The following is a 23,373-nucleotide window of genomic DNA, read 5'->3' on the forward strand; positions in this document are numbered from 1 at the left end:
GAAATAAATAGGTTTTTCTAAAAACCACATAAGCACAAAATTCTAGCCTGCTTAGTGTAAACATTTCGTCAAAGACGCACTCTTAAGTGTAGCTTTATAAATGTAACAAGATGTTACTCTGATCCCATAATGAAACTATTAATATATGCCTTTAAACCATGTATGCTATGGAGCATCTTCTACTATAAAAGGTCGTAAAATGAATAAAGTAGGACTTATTCTTATAAGATTTGCTGTAACTTTATGTGGGTTAACATTAATCGCAGCCTGCCAACAAGAGTCAGAAACGAACCAGAAAACCACTGACAATACCAAAGTGGTTCAGTCGTTGGCACAGAAAAATGGCAATGATAAAAACGAGCAACAAGATGCAGAGCTACTTAAGGCGTCAAACTACCCCAGCGACTTACCCACGGGGCGACTTCCTTCATCTATAAAGCCGACCAGTTACGACATCAACCTCAAGGTTGATCCTAATGAGCCGACGTTTACTGGCAAGGTCGTGATTCAATTGCAACTTGATGAGGCGACGTCTCATATCTGGTTACACGGTAAAGATATCATCGCCAAGAGCGTCACCCTAACCGCTAAAGGCCAGCAGCCGTTATCAGGGAACTATGAACAGCTCGACGATACCGGCGTGGTTAAACTGTCTTTTGAACAACCAATAACGCAGCAATCAGCCAAACTAGTGATTGAGTATGAAGCCCCGTTTAACGAAGCTTTAGAAGGGTTGTACCGTGTTAAAGATGGTGAATTAAATTATGCTTTTACTCAATTTGAAGCCACCGCAGCTCGACTGGCTTTCCCGAGTTTTGATGAACCAGCATTTAAAGTGCCGTTTACCTACAGCATGACAGTTCGTAACGAACACCGAGCGTTCACTAATACACCAGCAGTATCAGAAACGGATCTTGGTAACGGCTGGAAAACAATCGTTTTCGCTCAATCAAAACCGCTACCCACGTACCTCATTGCTTTCGCGGTGGGTGACTTTGATGTTGTTGAGTGGCAGGACATTCCTAGCTCAGAAGTTCGAGACTTCAGCATTCCTTTACGAGGCATTGCAACCAAAGGCAAAGGACACCGTTTGACCTATGCCTTAAAAAATACCAAGGATATTCTGAACGGCCTTGAACAATACTTCCAGATCCCCTACCCATACAAGAAGCTTGATATTGTAGCGGTACCAGACTTTAACGCTGGCGCTATGGAAAATGCTGGCTTGATTACTTATCGTGAGCAGCTCCTATTGTTCGATAACACCATATCACTTGATCAGAAGCGCGCTTACATGAATGTGCATGCCCATGAGCTTGCGCATCAGTGGTTCGGTAATCTTGTCACTCCAGTCTGGTGGGATGATATTTGGTTAAATGAAGCCTTCGCCACATGGATGGCTCACGTCTCTAATAACACGGTTTATCCAAAACAAAAATTCCGGCAGGCGTTGCTTGAGCGGTCATTGAATGTGATGGCTTCGGACAGCTTAATTACTGCTCGTCAAATTCGTCAGCCCATTGAAAGCAATCATGATATTCAATCAGCTTTTGACGGCATTACTTACTCAAAAGGTGGCGGCGTGCTCAGCATGCTAGAGGCCTTCCTCGGCCCTGAAAATTTCAGAGCTGGTATTCAGCACTACATGAAAAAGTTTGAGTTTGAGAATGCTACGGCTCAAGACTTCATCACGGCTATTGGCGAAAAGTCACCCCACATTCCCTTGGAAACCATTCAAGATGCTTTTAATAGCTTCTTGGAACAGCCTGGTATTCCATTATTAAGTGTTGAGTTAACCTGTAAAGAGAACGCAAAAGCTAGCGTTTCAGTGTCTCAATCACGCTACCTGCCAATTGGTTCTAAAGGCTCAACAGCCCAAACGTGGAAGGTTCCGGCCTGCTTTAAATATGCTATTGATGGTAACCAACACCAAGTTTGTAGAGTTTTAGAGGGCCAACAACAAAGCTTTGAACTTAACGAAGCTGGTTGCCCGGCCTTTGTTATGCCGAATGCTAATGGTGCAGGCTATTATCGCTTTAGTATGGAAAGCGAGGGCTGGCAGTCTCTGTTGAGTCATAAAGCAGCTCTAAGTACTGAAGAGATGATGTCGCTCAATAACAGCCTTCAAGGCGCGATTAATGCTGGCAAAATGTCTTTTACAGACTTAGTTGAGATAGCTCCTCAGATCATTGCTTCAGAATCAGAAGCTATTGCGATGGGGCCTAGTAAATTATTAAGCTTTGTTTATAGCAGGGTCGCCAAGACAGACGAACAAAAAGCTAAACTAGCCAGTTTAAACCGATCTCTTTATGGACAGAAACTGACGGAGCTTGGCCTTGAAACCCAAAAAGAAGATTCGGTTAATACCATTCGAATGAGAACGGGCTTAATTAACTTTCTATCTGATCAGGGTGAAGATAAAGCGGTACGACAATACCTGACGGATATGGCGATTGCTTATACAGGTTATAAAGTTGATGGCAATATGCATCCTGAAAAAGCCGACAGCAATGTGATTAGTACTGCACTACAAGTAGCGGTTGAAGATTTAGGAACTCCTTTCGCTAAACACTTAAAAATGCAACTTGATTCGTCCAATGATGGCACAGTTCGCGGTCGTCTTTTAGGAGGCTTAGGAGCGGTGCAGGATCCTGAATATGCTGCTGAGTTAAGAGAACTGATCCTGTCCGAGGAGCTACGTGATAATGAAATTTATTCCATTATGGTTGGCCAGCTCAATGACGACGAACTCCAACAGCCTATGTGGGAGTGGTTCAAAACCAATATCGAAGGGATTAAATCGCGTATTCCCCCCTTTGGCCAGAATCGCCTACCAGTAGTCGGGCAGTTTTTTTGTTCAAGCACAATGAAGGCAGACTATAAAGCATTCTTTAAACCCATTGTTGAAGAGTTAGCCGGAGCTCCGAGGCCTTACCAACAAAGCTTAGAATCCATCGAGCTTTGTATGGCACAAGCCAAGTTCCACCGAGATAACGTGCAACAATACTTAAGCAATCAATAATTCATGGTCACTAAAAAGCGCTCCTCGGAGCGCTTTTTTTATCTCTGATAAAGCGATGACTATCAGTTCTTTTCAGCAAGCAGTTTCTTCTGAATCACCACCATGGCGAAAACACCATAACTAATCGCGAACGTTAAGAAGGTTTCAACACTGTCAAATAATGAAAAGAGGTAAGGCGCTATCCCCGTCGAGATAATCATGGTTGCGGAAACCAGCGCACGAATCGCGCCGAGATGAGTATTACCAAAAACTTCCGCGTAAAACGAATTAATAACAGGGCCACTGGATGCCACTGTCATTCCGGCTAAAAACATAAATGCCAACAACCAAGCTTTATGGTCGCCAATATACAAACACACCATCCCTAACACCAGTGGAAGTAAATACCACCTCATATAAACCCGAGGGTGCGTAGCATCGACTAATGGCCCAGTAAGAATAGCGCCTAAAAAGTGGATAAATCCGTAAAGCATTAACCCAATCGAAAGCCAATCCAATGTCCAGCCTTTACCATCAATTAATATTGTCTGATGAAAAAAGATGCCGGTGATTAAAAACGCTGGGCCAATGATTGCAGGTAATATTAACCAAAAGCGCCAATCAGACATCACTTCCGACCGTGACCAGTCTTTTGCGTCAGAAGCTTGCTCGGTCTTTTCAGACATTTCATGAACCGGTACCAGATCCGCCTTTTTCAATAACCACAGTAATAATGGAAAAACTAGGACCAACGCAACAATGGCATAACTGTGCCAACTGGTGGTATGACCGTAATTTTTCAATAATCCAACGGCAATCGCTGGCATGATCATCTCACCAAATGCCATGCCCTGTAACGATAAACTCACCGCTTTTCCACGGTGCTGTGGGATGTAGCGCATCAGAGTTGTCACTGCAATGTGTGTCATTAAACCTTGCCCACACAAGCGTATCCCCAGATAGGAAAAGAACAGCATGATTAGGTTGGAACTATTGGCGAACAAGATACAGGAGCCGATCAAGCCCAGGATAACGATAGTCGTAAATGTCTTAACGTCAATATCATCAATCTTGGCGCCGACAAAAAAGATGGTAAAACCACTGATCAAAGTGGCAACGGAATACACCAAACTCAGGTTATCTTTTTCCAGTAAGAGATTACCGATCAAGTCTTTGTTGAATAGTGAGATAAAGAAGGTTTGCCCAAGGTTTCCAACAAAAACACAAAGAAAACCGAATAACAGCAAATACTTATTACTTTTGACAAAACTGAGGTAATTCATGGCAAACGCCGTGACGCTAGAAATTTGGAGGCATTATACTCCTCGCAGTTAGAAGTTACAGCCTAGCCAACTCCGGCTAGTGTTGAACTTCTTTTAACCCAAGCGCTAAGATTGCAGCAATCAAACACATTACCGCCATTAACCCCAAAACCACAATTTGCCCGAAGTACTGAGCAATGGCGCTAAAGCCTACGCCCGTTAATAAAATTAGGCCGATGATAGTGTTGGATAAAGCCGTATAGGCGGCACGATTATCCGCTGTCGCCATATCCACTAGATGGGTCGAACGGCCTAGCCTAACACCATGGTACGCCACCATTAAAACAAATAATAACGCAGGTAATACAATGCTATGAGCTATCAGTTGGTACTTCGCCAAAACCACGGTTGCGGCTAACGCTACCATCGCCACCACTGACGAAAAAATAAGGACCTTACGACTGGATTTATCCGCCAACCAGCCCCACACATAACTGCTCAGGAAACTGGCAAGCGATGACGCTAAGACCAATGCCCCTAAACCGCCCAGCATCGAGTCAAGCTTGTCGACGCCACCTTCACCATTTAGCGTCACCATAAAGGGCGGTGCCAACGCCGTTGCAATCAGTAACGCTCTAACGCTTATAAACAGTAATAGCTGCTTATCCTTTAATAGCGATAAATTCTGCTTCGCCACGGCTAACGGGTTACCACCACCCTCCGTCGATCCTGATGCCTCTTCTAATTTAGTGAACATCAAGCTGGCAAAGATCCACAAAAGTGCAGCAATGGAAAGCGCTATGAGCACTAGCGTCATGCGGTCAACATAGTCTGACGCCAGTATTAAGCCAAAGCCAACAACTGCTGCTGACGCGACTGAGGCAGCCAAGCCCGTGACTTTCCCTCGCATCGACTTAGAAACCGTTTTGCCAAGAACATCTTTATAAGAAACGGAGCACACACTCCGCGCAACGGCAAGAATGCCTAGCAAAATGACAATAGCAACTCCGGCTTGTTTACCTTCTAGCAATACAGCACTCACCACCATACCGGCTACCGACAAGCCTTGTACCAAGCATCCCAGCGCCCAAGCCCACTTTCTTTGCGGTAAACGTCTCAAGGCGCCCGCTGTGAACAACTGGGGTAACAAAGCTCCCGCTTCTCTAATAGGCACTAATAAGCCCACCAGAAAAGTCGACGCGCCTAGCGCTGACAGCAACCAGCTGAGGATTAGCTTTGGATCAATAAGGCCATCGGCAATCTTGGTCGATGCCAACGAAATGATATGAGTCGAGACATTTTTTGGTTGATGATCGCAGGCCTGCTCAGGAATATCTTTACAGACCCGCCCATCATCACCACTGTTGATTGCCTCATAGACTTGCTCAACAGTGGTTCGCTTTGACACTGAGTAACTTATCCTTGATTAATAAAGTTTCTAAGGACGTAGTGTAAAATACCACCGTTTTTGTAGTATTCCAATTCAACTTTAGAATCTAAGCGCGATAACACTTTAAAGTTCTTTGTTGAGCCATCGCTACTCTTAGCCTCAACCTCAAAAGTTTGATTAACTTCAAGACCATCAGCGATACCTTTAATAGTGAAGCTTTCTTCGCCACTTAAGCCCAGTGTTTCAGCATCTTCGCCATCCACGAACTCTAAAGGCATCACGCCCATACCCACTAAGTTACTGCGGTGAATACGCTCGTAGCTTTCTGCGATGACTGCTTTAATGCCTAGTAGCGTCGTACCTTTAGCAGCCCAGTCTCGCGATGAGCCACTACCGTACTCTTTTCCGGCGAGAACAATCAGTGGCGTACCTTCGGTTTGATACTTTTGTGACGCATCAAACACCGTCATGGTTTCGCCGCTAGGGATATAGCGAGTGTATCCACCCTCTTTATCCACCAGTTGGTTTTTAATACGGACGTTAGCGAAGGTACCGCGCACCATCACTTCATCGTTACCACGACGCGAACCGTATGAGTTGAACATTCTTGGTTCAATACCACGACCTTTTAGGTATTTACCTGCAGGGCTATTTTCAGAGAAACCACCTGCTGGCGAAATATGGTCGGTAGTAATGGAGTCACCCAGTTTTAATAGAACGCTAGCGCCTTCGATATCTTTTGGCTGCTCAACTTCTGGCTTTAAGCCTTGGAAGAACGGTGCCTGCTTAATATAGGTAGAAGAGTCATCCCACTGATACACCTTATCAGTAGAGACCTTCATATCACGCCATTGCTCATTACCGTCGAAAATCTTACCGTAGTTTTTCGCGAAATCAGCAGGCGTTAGCACCTTGTTCATGATCTCCTGAATCTCTTCATTCGATGGCCACAAGTCTTTAAAGTAAACGGGCTTGCCATCCGGTGTATGCGCCACTGGCTCTTGATCAAAATCAATATCGACACGACCGGCCAATGCATAAACCACCACCAACATTGGTGACATCAAGAAATTCATTTTCACATCAGGGTGAACACGCGCTTCGAAGTTACGGTTACCAGATAATACCGAAGCCACCACCAAGTCATTATCCTTAACCGCTTTGCCGATGGCGTCTGGTAATGGACCTGAGTTACCGATACAAGACGTACAACCGTACCCGACCAAGAAGAAGTCTAGCGCCTCTAAATCACTCAAAAGACCAGAGTGCTCAAGGTAGTCAGTAACGACCTTTGAACCTGGAGCCAATGATGTTTTAACCCAAGGCTTCACGGTTAAGCCTAAGTCGTTCGCTTTTTTCGCGACCAAACCAGCACCAATCATCACGCTTGGGTTTGAAGTGTTGGTACAAGAAGTAATCGCTGCAATCGAAATGGAACCATCGTGCAGTTCATAGTCTTGATCACTATCTTTATCATCAACTTTGATCGTTTTTAGCAAGCCGTTGTCGTTATCCGCTGGACTACGATCTTCAAGCGGCTGATAACCACGACCGTAATTTAACTCCATCAGCGACTTAAACTGTGATTTCAAATTACTAATAGCAATCTTATCTTGTGGGCGCTTTGGACCCGACGCCGTAGGAACAACTGTGCTTAAGTCAAGCTCAACCACACTGCTGTACTCAATATCGTCTTCGTTCTCACGCCACAGCATGTTGTTCTTCGTATAAGCTTCAACACGCTCAATGGTTTCTTTACTACGGTTCGTATCGCGCATGTAATCAAGCGTACGATCATCAATCGGGAAATACGTTACGGTACAACCGAACTCTGGCGACATGTTCGAAATCGTCGCACGGTCAGTGACCGTCAAGTGATCCAAACCTTCCCCAAAGACTTCAACGAACTTACCGACCACACCATGCTTACGCAGGAGCTCCGTAATCGTTAACACCATATCTGTGGCTGTCGTACCGACTGGCAACTTGCCCGTCAATTTTAGGCCCACCACTTCCGGCATGATAAAGAAGATCGGCTGACCAAGAATCGCCGCCTCGGCTTCAATACCACCAACGCCCCAACCAACAACACCAATACCGTTGACCATTGGCGTGTGTGAATCGGTACCTACTAAGGTATCAGGGAATAAGGCGCCATCGCGCTCGACAATGCCTTGAGCCAAATACTCTAAGTTCACCTGGTGACAAATACCCATGCCCGGCGGCACTACGGTGAAGTTATTGAACGCGGTTTGCGCCCACTTGAGGAATTGGTAACGCTCTTCGTTGCGCTCATACTCAATTTGAATATTCTTATCCAGCGAGTCTTTGTCGCCATAAAAATCAACCTGCACCGAATGGTCAATGACCAGGTCCACAGGAATCAATGGATTCACTTTTGAACCTTCGACGCCATGCTTGGCCGCTTCAGCTCGAACCGACGCTAAATCCACCACCGCAGGAACACCTGTGAAATCCTGCATCAGGACACGCGCAGGCTTGTACGGAACCTCTTTTTTCTCTGGATTCGGCTTCCACTGCAATAAAGTGTCCACATGATCGCTAGTTACAGCTAGCCCATCATGGTTTCTTAATGCATTCTCAAGAAGGATACGAATAGAAAATGGCATTTTCTTAATGCCATGGCCTTGTGCCTCTAGATCTTTCAGGCTCCAAATGTCGAACTCTTTACCGCCAACCGATAAAGACTTCTTACAATCAATAACCTTGTCGCTCATCATGGGCTCCCTTTGGATTAAAATGTTTTTAAAACAATAAAATCAATGAATTAAACTATTTTCACGCTACTCTTCACTATACAACAGATAATCAATAACATAAAACTTAGACCGTTAAGATCCTGTAAAATTGCCGATTAACCATGCAAACCGTGGAGAAATTCACCAATTCTGGTATCATTTCGCAGCGATATTTTGTATTCAACTGGTGTTGTCGCACAACACTGTAACCTTTGAATTTAACTGCATGACACAATAGGTCACATCCATGAGCCTTGCTGATAAAGTTTTAGCCGTTAATGACGATCTCCCGATCCGTACCAACCAACCAGTACACAGCGGTAAAGTTCGCTCAGTTTACTGGTTAACCGAAGACGATAGCGCACGTTTAATCAAAGAACGTGGCTATGACGTAGCTGCTGACACGCCGTTAGCGATTATGGTCATCAGCGACCGTATCTCTGCGTTTGACGCCATCTGGCATGGTGAAGGCGGCATGAACGGCGTACCCGGTAAAGGCGCTGCGTTAAACGCTATCTCAAACCACTGGTTCAAGTGTTTCAGCGAGAATGGGCTGGCAGACAGCCACATCCTTGAAATCCCGCATCCTTTTGTGTGGATTGTACAAAAAGCCAAGCCAGTTAAAATCGAAGCGATCGCCCGTCAATACATCACCGGCTCAATGTGGCGCGCCTACGCCAAAGGCGAACGTGAATTTTGCGGCATCCGCCTTCCTGATGGCCTAGAAAAAGATCAAAAACTTGATGAGCTGTTAATCACGCCATCAACCAAAGGTATCTTAAAAGGCATCCCTGACGTACCAGAAGCTGACGACGTCAACGTAACTCGACAAAACATCGAAGATAACTACCAAGCCTTCGCGTTCCGCAGTAAAGACGATATCGACTTATACGAAAAGCTACTGAAAGAAGGTTTCGACTTAATCAGCGACGAACTCGCAAAGCTTGACCAGATGTTTGTCGATACAAAGTTCGAGTTTGGATATGTCACTGATAAAGATGGCAACGAAAAACTGATCTACATGGACGAAGTCGGCACGCCTGACTCATCACGTATTTGGGATGGTTCAGCCTTCCGCGACAACGGCAAAGTCGTCGAAAACTCAAAAGAAGGTTTCCGTCAGTTCTTACTGAACCATTTTGAAGACCCAGACATTCTACTAAACAAAGATCGCATGGACGAACGCCAGACACTCGCTCGTGACAACGACCTACCGACAGAAGCTTTAATGAACCTGTCAAAAACTTACACAGGAATTGCTGAAAAGATTACTGGTAAGAAAATTCAATTGTCAGACAACCCCAAAGCAGAAATCACCCAAATCTTAAAAGACGAATTTAAGCTGGTTGATTAAAAGTCAAAAGACACTGGATCCCGCGATTAAATCGCGGGATGACAGAAATGAGATTCAAACTAGAATGCTCGTCATTCCGTGGCTTGACCACGGAATCCAGCGACTTCAAATAATTGTTTCGTATAAATCGTTCCAGTAAGGATTCACCGATTCGATCAAGTCTAGCTTCCACTTCCTTTGCCATTCTTTTAAACGCTTTTCTCTTTGAATAGCAGAATAGGAACTTTCATGTTTTTCGAAATAAACTAAGTCATGAATTTGGTACTTATAAGTAAACCCTTCAGTACTGTCATATTTATGTTGCCAGACTCGTTTAATTAAGTTGGAAGTTACGCCGGTATATAGAGCTCCATTCCTATGATTCGCCATGATATAAACGTAAAACTCCTTTTCCATTGCAATCCTTTGCTTTTTATTGTTAATGAAGACTCTGGTTCCTGAGATCCAGCCACGTGATCACAGTTTAAATATTCAAGGTTTTAAAAACTTCTCCAGCCTTACCCTCAATACAATAATCCACCACCGAACTTTCCGTCGGCTCTGGATTAACTTCTATCACAGTCGCGCCTTGGCTTTTGGCAAGTGCGGCGAGTCCTGCGGCGGGATAAACTTGACTGGAAGTCCCGACGGATAAAAATAAGTCGCAGGAGTAAGAAGCGCTTTCAGCGTCGCGCCAAGCTTGTTCGGGTAAGGCTTCGCTAAACCAGACGACGGAGGGGCGAATTTGTCCGCCACATTCAGGGCATTCGATAACAGTCTCCACTCCATCAACGTCACCGTTATAGTCTGCAAGACATTGCAGGCAGTGATTGCGCCAGATATTGCCGTGAAGTTCGATAACGTCTTTAGAGCCACCAGCTTGATGTAAGCCGTCAACGTTTTGGGTAATTAGCGTAACGTTTTGTGTTTTAGATTGTTGCCACTTGGCAATGGCTTTGTGAGCATCGTTTGGTTCTTTATTTTTTAACTCATTGCGACGCCACTGATACCACTGCCAGACGCGATTAGGGTTTTCTCTAAACCCATCAATGCTCGCCATCTTTTGTGGATCGTATTGGCTCCACAAGCTTTCTTGGGTTTCTTCTTTGTAGGCTCTAAAAGTAGCGACGCCGGACTCTGCGGAGACTCCAGCGCCAGTTAGAATGGTCACACGTTTAGCATGCTGAATTAACGCTAAAACTTCAGGCTCGATATCCATATCGTCAATCCTATCACTCTAAAGAAAGACTGCTAAAGTCATAACGAGTATCAACTACTTCACCGATTGCGCCAGTTTTCTTCAGTGCTTTTAAGTAGCGCTCTGCTGTATTGGAATCCACATTAGTTTTAACTGTTCTTGCGTTCTCAGCCGATGCTTCAAGTAACTTTTTAGCAACTTTATCATCGATACCAAAAAGCTCGGCAAGCGCATGTTCAATGTAATACTTTCCTTTGTCTAAATCTCCATATCCTTTTAATATCACTTTGTTGGAACCTTCAGACATATTGTCTCCAATGTTTATTGTTAATTACTTTAGTACTGAATACCTATCGGCGAGACCTTGGTAAACACGATGTTTGAAATCGTCATGTGTAGGATCAAGTTGCTCTAAAATTTCGACCAAGACTTCATTATCTTCGAGGCCATCCCACTCTTTAATGTAAGAACCATCTTTGTAGCCATTGTCTTGGCGGAAAAAATTCAAGGTATTTTTACCAACATAGTTTTTGAATAATTCTTCGAATGGCATCTCGATCTGCTCCATACAGCCAGCAAAACTCGCACCATCAAAGTGCTGATACATCACCGCTTGTCCCGCTAAAATTTCTAGCGTTTGTTTAAAGTCATCTTTTAGGATGGGCTCTAACATTTCGTCGGCTAACTCTTCCGCGATTTCATCAAACGACAACTCGCCATCAATTCGAGAGCTTAAACCGAAGTGAAAAATATCCACCAGCTCCATTTTTACTTGTTCAACGTCAGGCTTCTGGTGCTTCCACCACTTCCAACCATGATGCTCCAACATCTCAGCACACTCGATCCAAATCGCACGATACCACTCGTAATTTTGGTCGAACCATTTCTCATGAACTTTCGTGTTCATCGCATGCTGCATTTCCAGCATCACCGCAATTTGCTTTACCATCAATTCTTTATTCATTCTAATCTCTATACTTTTAAGTTTTTTTACGCTACTCAATAATCATTTAATTACGCTCGTAAAACGTCACGAGCGAAGAAAGTGCGAGGCAAAAAAGTTAGTTTAATAGGCGCGTTTACTCTAGTAAATAAGCTGATTAAATAACTTTTTTAACAAAGCAATTTCAAGCGCAGTAGTTTTACAACTAGCTCAACTACCAATTTTTGCTTTTTTTGATCAACTCATACGCAGACTTAATCTCCTGCGTCTTCTCCGTCGCCATCTTAATCATCTCTTCCGGCAAGCCTTTTGCCACTAGCTTGTCAGGATGGTGCTGCGACATTAATCGGCGGTAAGCACGCTTCACCGTTTTTTCATCGTCTGAACTTTTTACACCGAGCACTTGATAGGCTTGTTCAACGCTTGGGCCACTTGGTGCTTCTTGGTAAGTACCGCCATGACCACCAGCTTGTCTTTGGGAGTGACGATGAAAACCTTGTTGTGCCTGCACCATCTTAATCAACTGATCGATCATGAAGCCAGCGAAGCCTAAGTGCTTACCGACGCGGTGCAATATCGCTCGTTCATATTCATGAATAGTGCCATCGGCTAAGGCCATGGTGATTTGCACTTCAAGGAACATTTGCATTAAGTTGCGGCGTCGCTGACATTCTTTTTTAAACTGAGCCAATACCGCTTCTAAATCAAAGTCGTTACCCTTGCCCTGTTGGAATAAATCAATAGCGAACTTACGAGCGTCTTCATCAAGCCCCATTCGGCGCATGACATTTTCCGCATGACGAATTTCGTTCTGCGTAACACGACCATCGGCTTTAGCAATATGGCCCATAACCGAGAACGTCGCTGTGAAAAATGCAGCCTGCACACGCTCTTGATCGCCCGGTGCATAACGCTCTTGGTAATCTTCTGCTTTCTTATCCAACTGATGCCCAAGCACCGCACCAATAATGGCACCAATAGGCCCTCCCGCTAAGGAGAATCCAAGAACACCACCAATAACTTTACCGAACCAGCTCATTGTTATAATTTACCGTCATATTCAATTGTTTTTATTCGGCGCTGAAAACTCAGGTTCAACGCCTCTAATCGTTCTGGAGTGCCGATATCATGCCAACGGCCCTGATACAGTTCTCCCGTAACCTCAGCCTCAACCATCAACTCGCGCAACAGTGGCGCCAATGGTGCGGGCTCATCAAGGGGTACCTCTTTAAAAACGTCAGGATGGTAAACCCCTATTCCAGAAAAGGTTTTGCAGTCATTGCCTTCGGCGACAACCAAACCATCATCCCGTAGTAAAAAATCCCCTTTAGTGTTGTGCTCTGGATTATCGACTAAGACGATATGAGCCGACTTACTCGGCTGTTTAAGTAATTTGTCGTAACTAAATTCCGTCCAAACGTCGCCATTGACCACGATAAAAGGCTCGTTCTCAAAAAAATCGATTGCTTTGCGGATACCGCCAGCGGTTTCTAATGCTTGGGGTTCGTGCGAATAAGTGAGCTTTACTCCCCAGTAAGCTCCATCACCCAGGTATTCTGGAATTTGCTCACCTAGCCACGAGGTATTGATTAAAATCTCTTTAATTCCAGCCTCTTTTAAAGCTTCGATGTGCCACTCGATTAATGCACGGCCATCCACCTTCAACAACGGCTTAGGGTGGCGGTCCGTTAATGGACGCATTCTCTGCCCACGACCTGCGGCTAAGATCATCGCCTTCATGCGAGTTCACCCTGCTTTTTCTCATACACAGGCATGACCTTTTCTTTGAGCCATCGATAGAACTCTGACATTTCAGGGTATTTTTCTGCTTGCTGAAGAATATAAGTGAGGGTTAAAGGGATATCTTTCAAGTAGCCCTCTTTACCATCTCGGTACTTCAAGCGACAAAAAATCCCAGCAACTTTAATATGCCTTTGCAGCCCCATCCAATCAAACCACTGCATCAGCTGCTCTTTATCCAAAACAGCTGGTGATTGTTTTAAATAGTAATCAACCCAGTCTTCAACCTGTTCTGGGGTCCATTGGATATAACAATCTCTTAACAAGGACAGTAAGTCGTAAGTCAACGGGCCTCGAACAGCATCTTGAAAATCAATGATGCCTGGCTGCTCCGTGCCCTTGCAACGCATGATGTTTCTAGAATGGTAATCACGATGAACGAACACTTGTGGCTGTTGCTGCGCGCTTTCGATCAAATGCTCAAAAGTAGCATCCAGCAGTCGATGCTCAATCGCCGATAAATCGTAGTTCAAATGCTCGCCTAGAAACCAGTCCCGAAAAAGCTCCATTTCTGCGCGCAATAGCGCTTCATCATAATCCGGTAAGCGACTGGCAGGAATTTCCTGCATCTCAACCAAGCTATCTATAGCAGCATGATAAAGCTCATCGGCTCGCTGTTGGTCTTGATTCGCTTGAGCTTGCTTCAGTAATGGTAACAACAGTTGATCACCCAGATCACTCAACAGCATGTAGCCCTGCTCAAGATCGTGAGCAAGTACACGCGGAGCATTGACCTGTTGCAGCATGTTAGCAACCTTTATAAATTGCTCGCTATTCTCATGCTTCGGAGGCGCGTCTACCGCAATCCAGCTATTTCCTTCGCTAATTGACCATCTAAAATAACGACGGAAGCTAGCGTCACCAGAGACCACACTCCAATCCATCGTTTGCTGAGAGGTCACGCTAGAACCTTCAAGTTGTTCTATTTGCTGGCGAGACCATGCCTTTAGCGCTAATTGTCGGCTATCTTTTGTCATTATTAATTTTCAATCTGTGGCGTAAGCGTTTATCATTAGGACTTTATAACTGATGTCAGTTACAAATCGTAAGCCCTTGAATCGACGGGCTGTTTATTTTGTGACCAACCCGTAGAAAAACACGAAAAGTACATGGTAAGCAAGAAAGTCCGTTGGGTAAAATCTTTTTTAGCATCAACGGTCAGCGCAACGCTGGCTATTGCTGCTCTCCCGAGTGTTGCAGACGATGCGGCATCTGTGACTGATTCCGAAGAAAACACCTCGCAGCAAGACTCAGCCTCTAGCGACTCAAGCAACGACTCAGTTCGACGCTACCAGTTTCCAGAGTTTAAAACCTGCCCCAGCCAAGCCGTGGAACCGATTCGCTATCAAGCGGGGATCAGTAACCCCCATGAGCCGATTCGCGTTTATTCGGATGAAGCGTCTCGCGAAGGCGATATGGCTTACCTCTCGGGCAACGTTAGAGTATCTCAGGATCAGCAAGAACTGACCGCTAATAGACTCATTGCCAACAATGTTGATAAGTCCTACCGCGCTGAAGGTGACTTATTATTCACCAACCAAAACTTTGTGGTCGGCGCGGATAGCCTCGATTATTACTCCATCAAAGGCTCAACTGAAATTCAAAACACTCGCTATCACTTGTACAGTAACAATGCTAACGGTGAGGCTGATAATATTCGTGTTGATAATAAGCAATTATTAACATTGACTGATTCTGACTTTTCGACCTGTCCAGACGATCAGAAGAGCTGGGTCTTTGAGTCTGATGAAATCATTATCGACCGTGAAAGTGGTTGGGGGAAAGCGTACAACAGTGTGGTCAAGGTCGCTGGCATTCCAGTGTTTTATTTACCTTATATTACGTTCCCTGTGGACGACCGCCGCAAAACAGGTCTATTACCGCCCTCTTTTAGCAACTCTAACCGTAATGGTAGAGATCTCAGCGCCCCTTACTATATCAACTTGGCGCCTAATTACGATTTAACGCTGACTCCACGCTACATGACCTCGCGTGGCTCAATGCTAGGCTCAGAGTTTCGTTATTTAACGGAACAGAATTCTGGCGAGCTGTTTTTTGAGTACCTGCCCGATGATAAAGCTGCAACAGATAGTAATCCTGAGAATATCCCGGATCAACGTTGGCAGTACGATGTTAAACATTTAACTCAGTTTAGCGATAACTGGTCTAGCGGCATCGCAGCTCGAAAAGTCAGCGACGACGCTTTTTTTCAGGACTTCGGCGGCAGCATTCAAGACAGTAACCAAGACATACTGAGCCAAAATTTATACGTGCAATACCTCAGCAACGAATGGCTAATGCGCACAGAGTATCAAGACTGGCAGCTTCTCAACAGCCCGGTTGAGCGCTATACCATAGCACCCCGCGTTAAACTGACGCGCTTTTTCGAACCCAATGAAAACGACTTTGAGGCAAAAATCCATACCGAATTGACACGTTTCGATAAAGACAATGCTGTCACTGCGGACAGGTATCATGTTGAGCCATCTATTGGCTGGAGCCATGAAACCCTATACAGCTTCTTTCGACCTGAGTTGAGTTTCGCCTATACCCAATACGAACAAACCGATACAGCAGGCATCGAACAAACCTTCGATCGTAGCCTACCAACACTATCAGTCGACACCGGTTTGTTCTTCGAGCGTACCCTCAACTTTGAAGATGGTGATATCACACAAACGCTTGAACCGAGAGTTTTTTACCTCTACACCCCTTTTGAAGATCAACAAGGTATTGGTATTTACGACACCAGCTTGCCAACGTTTAACTTTACACAACTATTCAGTCGCAACCGCTTCAGCGGCATCGACCGTATTGGTGACGCCAATCAAGTCAGTGGCGCCATCACCAGCCGCTTCCTCGATGAAGAAGGAAAAGAAAAAGCTTCGATATCCATTGGCCGAACCGTTTATTTGAAAGATCGTAAAGTCACTTTGTTAAATATGCCAGTTGAAACCAATAAACAATCTGGTTTATTGGCTGAGGTTAACTGGCGCTGGACAGACAATATTGAAGTCAAATCGGCGATTGAGTGGGACGATCAAACCAATGAAACCCAGCATGGGCTAGTAAACCTTCACTATGAACCCAAAACTAACCACATTGTTAATCTTGGTCATCGTTATCGCAAGACCACAACCCGAACTCAGGAAGAGGCAGAGCTTGCATTTGCTTGGCCGATAGCCCAAGATTGGCGTCTTTTGGGTCGCTACAACCAAGATCTAACTGAAAATCGAACTAACGACTCCTTTCTTGGTCTAGAGTATGAGTCCTGCTGCTGGGCGGTTCGCGTAGTCGCAAGACGGTACATTAATATTCAACTGGATAGCCAAGGTGGGCTGGTGCCAAACCAACCTGACGAACATAGCTCAGGTGTGTATATCCAATTTGTTCTTAAAGGTGTGGGCAGTTTACGCGGCAGTACCACAGAATTTTTAGAAGACAGTATCTACGGATACGACGATTTATTAGGCAAATAGTATGACATTGAGACATTTGATTTCGGCTTGCTTGTTGGCTGCTACATTAATGACATTAGCGCCACAAAACGCTGTTAGCGCGGAAACCATCGATAAAGTGATCGCACACGTCGACCAAGACGTGATTTTGCAAAGCGAGCTTGATCGTAAAGTCATTCAAGCTCAGGACCAAATTCTAGCCAGAGGCGGTCAACTACCGCCTGAAAATATCTTAAAAAAAGAGTTATTAGAACAACTGATCATTCAGAGCCTTCAGTATCAAATGGCCACTCGCGCGGGTATGCAAGTGCAACCTGGCGAATTACAACAGTTTGCGACTCAGGTCGCGCAACAAAATAATATGTCCGTTGAAGAGTTTCGCTTACAGATACAAAGTAAGGGGCTTGCTTGGGAGCTATTTCTCAGCGACTTACATAAAGAAATCATTACGTCGCGCTTCAGAGATGCCTTTGTTCAACGTCGTATCAAAATTAGTGATAAAGAGATCGACTCACTGGTTCAAGCGATGAATGCGAAAAGCCAAGTTGAATACAAGCTTGGGCACATCTTACTATCCGTCGATGAGAATGCCTCAGATGCAGAAATAGCAACAGCAAAGGCTAAGTCCTTAGATATTGCAAACCAGCTTAAACAAGGAGCTGACTTTGAAGCTATGGCTGTCAAGCACTCGGATGGCTCGAACGCGAGTAGCGGTGGAGATTTTGGTTGGAATAGCGAACAAAGCCTTCCTGAACTTTTTAGAACTCCGGTTTATTATTTAGAGCGCGGTAAAGTATCCACTCCAATCCGCAGTCCAGCCGGCTTTCATATATTAAAACTATACGACAAGCGTGGCGATCTTGAACATGTGGTGCAACAAACGAAGTCGCGTCATATTTTAGTTCGCCCTGACGCCATTACCACAGAGCAAGATGCCATAGACCTACTCAACCATATTCGCGAGCAAGTTTTAGCAGGTGAAGTTGAGTTCGCAAACATGGCAAAAAAGCACTCTGACGATCCTGGCTCTGCGAATGTAGGCGGAGAATTAGGTTGGAATAATGTCGGAGCTTTTGATCCCACTTTTGAAGAAACGTTAAGCAGCTTATCCATTAACGAGATTAGTGACCCTTTTCAAAGCAGCTTTGGCTGGCACATTGTACAGCTCACAGGTCAGCGCCAAGATGACCAGTCTGAAGATATGAAGCGCCAACAAGCTGCGAAAATACTCCGTCAGAGAAAGTTCTCAGAAGAAGTGGAAAACTGGATCCGTGAGATTCGTGATGAAGCCTACGTCAAAAAAGTTGTTGAAGAAGAGGCTTAATTTACTCCTCAATGTCCCAAGGACATGGCATGGATAGTGCTAAAATACTGATTACGGCGGGCGAACCCGCCGGCATCGGTCCTGAAATACTGGTAAAAATGGCGCAGCTTGAATGCGATGATCAATTAATCGTCTGTGCCGATCCCGCGCTTCTTGAGCAAGCAGCGAACCTTCTTAAGCTCCCTCTAAAACTGACAGAGTTTATACCTCAGTCTAAAGCTGTGAAACACCGTCCCGGTCACTTATGGTGTATTCCTCTGTCACTCCACTCAAAAGTGACGTTTGGGCAACTCGATGTCTCTAATGCAAACTATGTGCTGGACACTCTAAAAACCGCCAACGATCTGGCGCTGAGCGGTCAAGTCGATGCTATTTTGACTGGTCCTGTACACAAAGGGATCATCAATGATTCTGGATTAAAGTTTTCAGGGCACACTGAATTTTTTGCTGAGCACAGTGGCTGCAAAAAAGTCGTTATGATGCTCGCCTGCGATGGCTTGAGAGTAACGCTAGCCACCACTCATTTACCATTGCGCGACGTAGCTGACGCTATCACCCCACAGCTATTGACTGAAGTACTAACCGTGGTTGATACAGAACTCCGCAGTAAGTTTTCAATTCAGCACCCGCGAATTTTAATCTGTGGTCTCAATCCTCATGCCGGTGAAAATGATCACTTAGGCACCGAAGAGTCTCGCATTATTATCCCAACGCTAGATCAACTTCGAGACACATTAAATGCAGAATTAATTGGCCCATTACCTGCAGATACAGCCTTTCAACCCAATAAAATTAAAGATATTGACTGCGTATTGGCCATGTATCACGACCAAGGTCTACCGACTCTCAAGTACAAAGGCTTCGGTAATGCTGTTAATGTCACCCTAGGGTTGCCTTACATACGCACATCTGTCGACCATGGCACCGGCCTTGATATCGCCGGACAAAACATTGCGGATATCGGAAGCATGCAATATACGTTACAATTCACTCAAGATCTGATTAGACGCAGCAAACAGCAGTCACACTAACCATGCCAAACTCAAAAATTGTCCAAGGCCACCAAGCTAGAAAACGCTTTGGTCAAAACTTTTTATCCGACAACCACTATATTGATAAGATCATAACGTCTATTGCTCCACAGAAAGATGATCATATTGTCGAGATTGGCCCTGGTCTAGGCGCAATCACTGAACACTTAGTTGAACAAGCCGGTAGTCTTGACGTTGTTGAGCTTGATAGGGACTTAATACCAAGGCTGCAAGAGAGGTTTGCTCAACAGGATAACTTTTCCATTCATCAAAGCGACGCATTAAAGTTCGATTTTACCCAGCTGAAAACCTCAAATGAGAAACTTAGAATTGTTGGCAACTTGCCATATAACATTTCGACACCGCTAATATTTCACCTGCTTGATCAGCGCCATGTTATTCATGACATGTATTTTATGCTGCAGAAAGAGGTCGTTGAGCGACTTTGTGCCGCGCCTTGCAGCAAACAGTATGGCCGTCTTAGTGTCATGACCCAATATTTTTGCCAAACCGCAATGCTATTCGTCGTCCCACCTGGTGCCTTTTCACCAGCACCTAAAGTTGACTCCGCTATCGTTCGATTGAAGCCCCATGATAGTATTGCTAACCCAGTACAAGATACGAAACTGCTTTCACAAATAGTAACAGCAGCCTTTAATCAGCGTAGAAAAACCATTAGAAATAGCCTCAAAGACTGGCTCTCGGCGGATGACTTTGCAACCATCGGACTAAATGCCACAGAAAGAGCTGAGCGCTTATCTTTGCAAGACTTCATCACTATTTGCCACTACCTAGAAAATCAAAAGCCATAAAAAAAATGTGGACTTCTTCACATTTTTTGCTTAGTCTAATCTTATACAGGGAGCGTTATTGTAGAGGAGCGGGCTATGAGAATCGAACAAGACGGTAAGTCAAAAAAAATCTCTATAAAAGGCCAGGGTCCAAGCGACGCCAGACGTTTTTTTAGAGTAGCTATACACCTTCCTGTTGCCATTAGGCAACAAAACTCTGATGTGCTTATTTCCGAGAGTGTCGACATTTCTGAAGGCGGGTTATTGGTCAAAAACAACCAAGTAAGCAAGCTGAAGAAAGGAGATACCGTGAAAGTTCACATAGAAGGTATATTAGGCGAAGATCAGGACCACATGGTTCTTCATCCAATGCGAGTTATTCGTGTTGAAGAAGACCACATTGCTCTTGAGTTTGTCTAATTAATTAGAGATTATTAGAGACTAGAGCAGTTGATGTCTCCCTAATGCAAGCAGCACTAGGGTAAAGCGTTCTGTATCACTGATACAGTGTACCTATGAGAAGTTCATCACACCCAAACGGTCACCTCTTGGATAAGCTTACGTAGCAGTATTAAGCTGTGAGCAATAAGCACGACTAATCGGCACCAACAGCTAGCGCTAAGCATTAGATACACTAGGGGTAGTGACAATAACAGAATCTAATAACAAGTTTGGGCGGCGTACTTAGCCGCTTTTTATTTCTGACCTTCTCAGCTTAAGCCCCACCGCTCTCCCATCAGCCCAGTTTTTTTTCATCCGAAATCAGGTTATTATAGATAACTGAGAACTCTAATCTTCAGCACAAAAGCCATGCATGACTACCAAAAGCAATTTATTGAGCTTGCTCTATCTAAAAATGTTCTTAAATTCGGTGAATTCACCTTAAAAAGCGGCAGAAAAAGCCCGTATTTCTTTAACACAGGACTGTTTGATAATGGCGCAGATCTGGCGCAACTAGGGCGTTGTTATGCCCAAACCATTGTACAAAACACGATTCCTTTCGACGTTATTTTTGGACCCGCTTATAAAGGCATACCTCTGGTAAGTTGTACAACGATGGCACTATCCGATCATCATCATATTCATGCTCCTTATAGCTTTAACCGAAAGGAAGCTAAAAAACATGGCGAGGGCGGCAATATTGTGGGTAGCCCATTAAACGGTGACGTTTTGATTATTGATGATGTCATCAGTGCTGGCACGGCTATCCGTGAGTCTATTGACATTATCAAGCAAAACGGAGCAACTCCAAAAGCCGTTCTGATTGCGCTTGACCGTCAAGAAAAAGGCACTGGCAACTTATCGGCAGTTCAAGAAGTTGAACAAGATTACGGAATTCCAGTATTTTCTATTATAAAGTTATCGGATCTGCTAAATTATTTAAAAAATCACCCGACATTTAGTGACTATTACCCAAAAGTCTTAGCCTACAGAGAGGCTTATGGTGTTGAGTAATCATCTATACGTGTCGTTGATGCAAGAATCCCCCATTGGAGCACTATGAGTCTGAAGCATATATTATTACTGTTCACTCTCACTTTCATCGCTACAACAGTCGATGCTAAAAACTTTTATCGCTACAAAGATAGTAATGGTCGGCTGGTGGTAAAAGATTATCTACCTAATTCGGCTCTCAAGTCTGGGTATGACGTTATTAACGAAAGCGGTCGGCTAATTGAGCGAGTGCCCCCCGTGATGACGGCTAAAGAAAAACATGCAGAGTTATTACGCCAACAGAAACTAGCTGAGCAAGAAGAAAAAGCCCGTAAAGCTCGCCAACATGACCGAATGTTATTGCGCCAATACCGTACTATTGAGGATATCAAGCGGACAGAAGATAACCAAACAGCCTCACTAAAAATTAATATATCAATTCTTCAAGGCCATAACAAAACCCTCGAAAAAAAATTAGCAGATCTACAAGCAAGTGCTGCAAATTATGAGCGTGAGGGTAAAGCCGTACCTAAAGCCACTCTGAATCAGATTGAAGCGACAAAAGAGCAAGAAGCTGAAAATATTGCCTCAATTGAACGCTATCAACAGCAAGAAGCGTCCATTCGAGAGCAATTCCAAGCTGACTTAGTTCGCTTTAAAGAGCTTCAAGCAATGAGAATGGTTGAGGAGTACGCACGAGGACAGAGTCAAGATCTGTTAACAACAACCGTTATGTGTAATAACTCTAATGAGTGTGAGCGCTCATGGAAATTAGCCCAAATTTTTGCTCACGAAAATGCTTCAAACAAACTGGAAATTGTGACCGACAGTTTGATTATCTCCAGCAAACCTCAAGCTGACGATCAACTGGGACTTTCTATCACTAGAATACCAGCTAAAGAGCAGTCGATGCAGATAGTCTTAGAAGTTCAATGCATGGACAATGATGCAGGACAAAAGCTCTGCAACAGTGACGCTGTAACAGAGCTAAAACAAGACTTTGTTCAATACGTCTCGCAACAGAACAACATATAAAAGATTAGTCGATAGCAGTTGTCGCCTGTAATAGCTGCCACTGGTTTTCCCAGCTTGCCAATGGCGACTGAGTGAAGTCTGTTCTTACATACTGTTGAATGCGCCCTTCAACCACAGCCACTAATAAATTGGCACGGCTGCCGATTTCAGGGGTGTACTTACCCATAGTTGCCACTTCATGCTGTCGAAATAACTGTTTAATTTGTGTCTCGACCCGATTGAATAACTGGCTGATACGCCCACGAAGACGCTCATGCTCACCAGACAAGGCTTCCCCCGTTAACAAACGACAAATCCCAGGGTTTCGGCTTGCAAAAGTTAAAATCAAGCTTAGTGTTTGCTGGCACTGAGTGTTTATATCGCCCTGTTCCTTTGCAATAAGATTCATGCGAGAAAATATTGCTTCCTCAGTAAACTCAATAAGGCCCTCAAACATTCTTGCTTTACTCGGAAAATGTCGATATAAGGCCGCCTCAGAAACGCCCACCTCTTTCGCAAGTTTCGCCGTTGTAATCCTCTCCCCAGGATCTTTCTCAAGCATTAATGCTAATGCCTGTAAAATTTCATTCTTTCTCTTGGATGAGTTTTTAGTTGTCATGTGTCTCTCAGATTTC

At 44.5% G+C, this 23,373-nt stretch carries 20 protein-coding genes; 9 read left to right on the forward strand and 11 right to left on the reverse strand.

Annotated features, from left to right (window positions below; genetic code table 11):
- Positions 1-199 precede the first annotated feature (199 nt).
- Complete coding sequence (locus tag ABD943_RS04160) at positions 200-3,022, forward strand: M1 family metallopeptidase (RefSeq protein WP_345291916.1); 2,823 nt, start codon at positions 200-202, stop codon at positions 3,020-3,022.
- A 62-nt stretch (positions 3,023-3,084) separates the two neighbouring features.
- Here ABD943_RS04160 and ABD943_RS04165 read toward each other — a convergent pair whose 3' ends face one another.
- The 3 genes from ABD943_RS04165 to acnA all read right to left on the reverse strand — a co-directional run bounded on the left by ABD943_RS04165 (position 3,085) and on the right by acnA (position 8,391).
- Complete coding sequence (locus tag ABD943_RS04165) at positions 3,085-4,284, reverse strand: MFS transporter (RefSeq protein ID WP_345291917.1); 1,200 nt, start codon at positions 4,282-4,284, stop codon at positions 3,085-3,087.
- 76 nt (positions 4,285-4,360) lie between these two features.
- Positions 4,361-5,671, reverse strand: coding sequence for an MFS transporter (locus ABD943_RS04170; protein WP_345291918.1), 1,311 nt, complete (start codon positions 5,669-5,671; stop codon positions 4,361-4,363).
- A gap of 8 nt (positions 5,672-5,679) precedes the next feature.
- Positions 5,680-8,391: an aconitate hydratase AcnA gene (acnA, locus tag ABD943_RS04175; protein WP_345292689.1), complete on the reverse strand. Its 2,712-nt coding sequence runs from the start codon at positions 8,389-8,391 to the stop codon at positions 5,680-5,682.
- Positions 8,392-8,659: 268 nt separating this feature from the next.
- Here acnA and ABD943_RS04180 point away from each other — a divergent pair, with 268 nt between their 5' ends.
- The gene (locus ABD943_RS04180) at positions 8,660-9,766 is read left to right on the forward strand and encodes a phosphoribosylaminoimidazolesuccinocarboxamide synthase (RefSeq protein ID WP_345291919.1); all 1,107 of its coding nucleotides are present in this window, start codon (positions 8,660-8,662) and stop codon (positions 9,764-9,766) included.
- Positions 9,767-9,871: 105 nt separating this feature from the next.
- Here ABD943_RS04180 and ABD943_RS04185 read toward each other — a convergent pair whose 3' ends face one another.
- From ABD943_RS04185 to ABD943_RS04215, 7 genes are all read right to left on the reverse strand, one after another.
- A complete protein-coding gene (locus ABD943_RS04185; RefSeq protein ID WP_345291920.1) occupies positions 9,872-10,162 on the reverse strand; it encodes a GIY-YIG nuclease family protein in 291 nt (96 codons plus the stop codon).
- A 67-nt stretch (positions 10,163-10,229) separates the two neighbouring features.
- Positions 10,230-10,964 (reverse strand): SIR2 family NAD-dependent protein deacylase, encoded by a 735-nt coding sequence (locus tag ABD943_RS04190; RefSeq protein ID WP_345291921.1) that lies wholly within the window; start codon positions 10,962-10,964, stop codon positions 10,230-10,232.
- Between the two features lie 13 nt (positions 10,965-10,977).
- Positions 10,978-11,250 carry a hypothetical protein gene (locus ABD943_RS04195; RefSeq protein ID WP_345291922.1) on the reverse strand — a complete coding sequence of 91 codons (273 nt, stop codon included), beginning with the start codon at positions 11,248-11,250 and terminating at the stop codon, positions 10,978-10,980.
- 24 nt (positions 11,251-11,274) lie between these two features.
- Positions 11,275-11,907, reverse strand: a complete 633-nt coding sequence (locus tag ABD943_RS04200) for a dUTP diphosphatase (RefSeq protein WP_345291923.1) — start codon at positions 11,905-11,907, stop codon at positions 11,275-11,277.
- A gap of 193 nt (positions 11,908-12,100) precedes the next feature.
- Positions 12,101-12,925, reverse strand: coding sequence for a co-chaperone DjlA (gene djlA / locus ABD943_RS04205; RefSeq protein ID WP_345291924.1), 825 nt, complete (start codon positions 12,923-12,925; stop codon positions 12,101-12,103).
- A 2-nt stretch (positions 12,926-12,927) separates the two neighbouring features.
- The gene (gene murU, locus ABD943_RS04210; RefSeq protein ID WP_345291925.1) at positions 12,928-13,626 is read right to left on the reverse strand and encodes an N-acetylmuramate alpha-1-phosphate uridylyltransferase MurU; all 699 of its coding nucleotides are present in this window, start codon (positions 13,624-13,626) and stop codon (positions 12,928-12,930) included.
- Complete coding sequence (locus ABD943_RS04215; protein ID WP_345291926.1) at positions 13,623-14,663, reverse strand: aminoglycoside phosphotransferase family protein; 1,041 nt, start codon at positions 14,661-14,663, stop codon at positions 13,623-13,625. The genes murU and ABD943_RS04215 overlap by 4 nt, the downstream gene beginning before the upstream one ends.
- Before the next feature lie 132 nt (positions 14,664-14,795).
- On the opposite strand from ABD943_RS04215, the gene ABD943_RS04220 reads away from it, so the two are divergent.
- The 7 genes from ABD943_RS04220 to ABD943_RS04250 all read left to right on the forward strand — a co-directional run bounded on the left by ABD943_RS04220 (position 14,796) and on the right by ABD943_RS04250 (position 22,759).
- Entirely contained in the window at positions 14,796-17,165 is a 2,370-nt protein-coding gene (locus ABD943_RS04220; RefSeq protein WP_345291927.1) for an LPS-assembly protein LptD, read from the forward strand.
- Between the two features lies 1 nt (position 17,166).
- Positions 17,167-18,468, forward strand: coding sequence for a peptidylprolyl isomerase (locus ABD943_RS04225; RefSeq protein WP_345291928.1), 1,302 nt, complete (start codon positions 17,167-17,169; stop codon positions 18,466-18,468).
- Between the two features lie 29 nt (positions 18,469-18,497).
- Positions 18,498-19,499, forward strand: a complete 1,002-nt coding sequence (pdxA, locus tag ABD943_RS04230; protein WP_345291929.1) for a 4-hydroxythreonine-4-phosphate dehydrogenase PdxA — start codon at positions 18,498-18,500, stop codon at positions 19,497-19,499.
- Positions 19,500-19,501: 2 nt separating this feature from the next.
- Positions 19,502-20,311, forward strand: coding sequence for a 16S rRNA (adenine(1518)-N(6)/adenine(1519)-N(6))-dimethyltransferase RsmA (rsmA, locus tag ABD943_RS04235; protein WP_345291930.1), 810 nt, complete (start codon positions 19,502-19,504; stop codon positions 20,309-20,311).
- A gap of 75 nt (positions 20,312-20,386) precedes the next feature.
- On the forward strand, positions 20,387-20,710 hold the full coding sequence (locus tag ABD943_RS04240) for a PilZ domain-containing protein (RefSeq protein ID WP_345291931.1): 324 nt from the start codon (positions 20,387-20,389) through the stop codon (positions 20,708-20,710).
- Between the two features lie 390 nt (positions 20,711-21,100).
- Complete coding sequence (pyrE, locus tag ABD943_RS04245; protein ID WP_345291932.1) at positions 21,101-21,745, forward strand: orotate phosphoribosyltransferase; 645 nt, start codon at positions 21,101-21,103, stop codon at positions 21,743-21,745.
- A 45-nt stretch (positions 21,746-21,790) separates the two neighbouring features.
- Complete coding sequence (locus ABD943_RS04250; protein WP_345291933.1) at positions 21,791-22,759, forward strand: hypothetical protein; 969 nt, start codon at positions 21,791-21,793, stop codon at positions 22,757-22,759.
- 4 nt (positions 22,760-22,763) lie between these two features.
- Here ABD943_RS04250 and slmA read toward each other — a convergent pair whose 3' ends face one another.
- Positions 22,764-23,357 (reverse strand): nucleoid occlusion factor SlmA, encoded by a 594-nt coding sequence (gene slmA, locus ABD943_RS04255; protein ID WP_345291934.1) that lies wholly within the window; start codon positions 23,355-23,357, stop codon positions 22,764-22,766.
- Between the last annotated feature and the right edge of the window lie 16 nt (positions 23,358-23,373).

The organism is Kangiella marina (assembly GCF_039541235.1).
GTDB classification, from domain to species: Bacteria; Pseudomonadota; Gammaproteobacteria; order Enterobacterales; family Kangiellaceae; genus Kangiella; species Kangiella marina.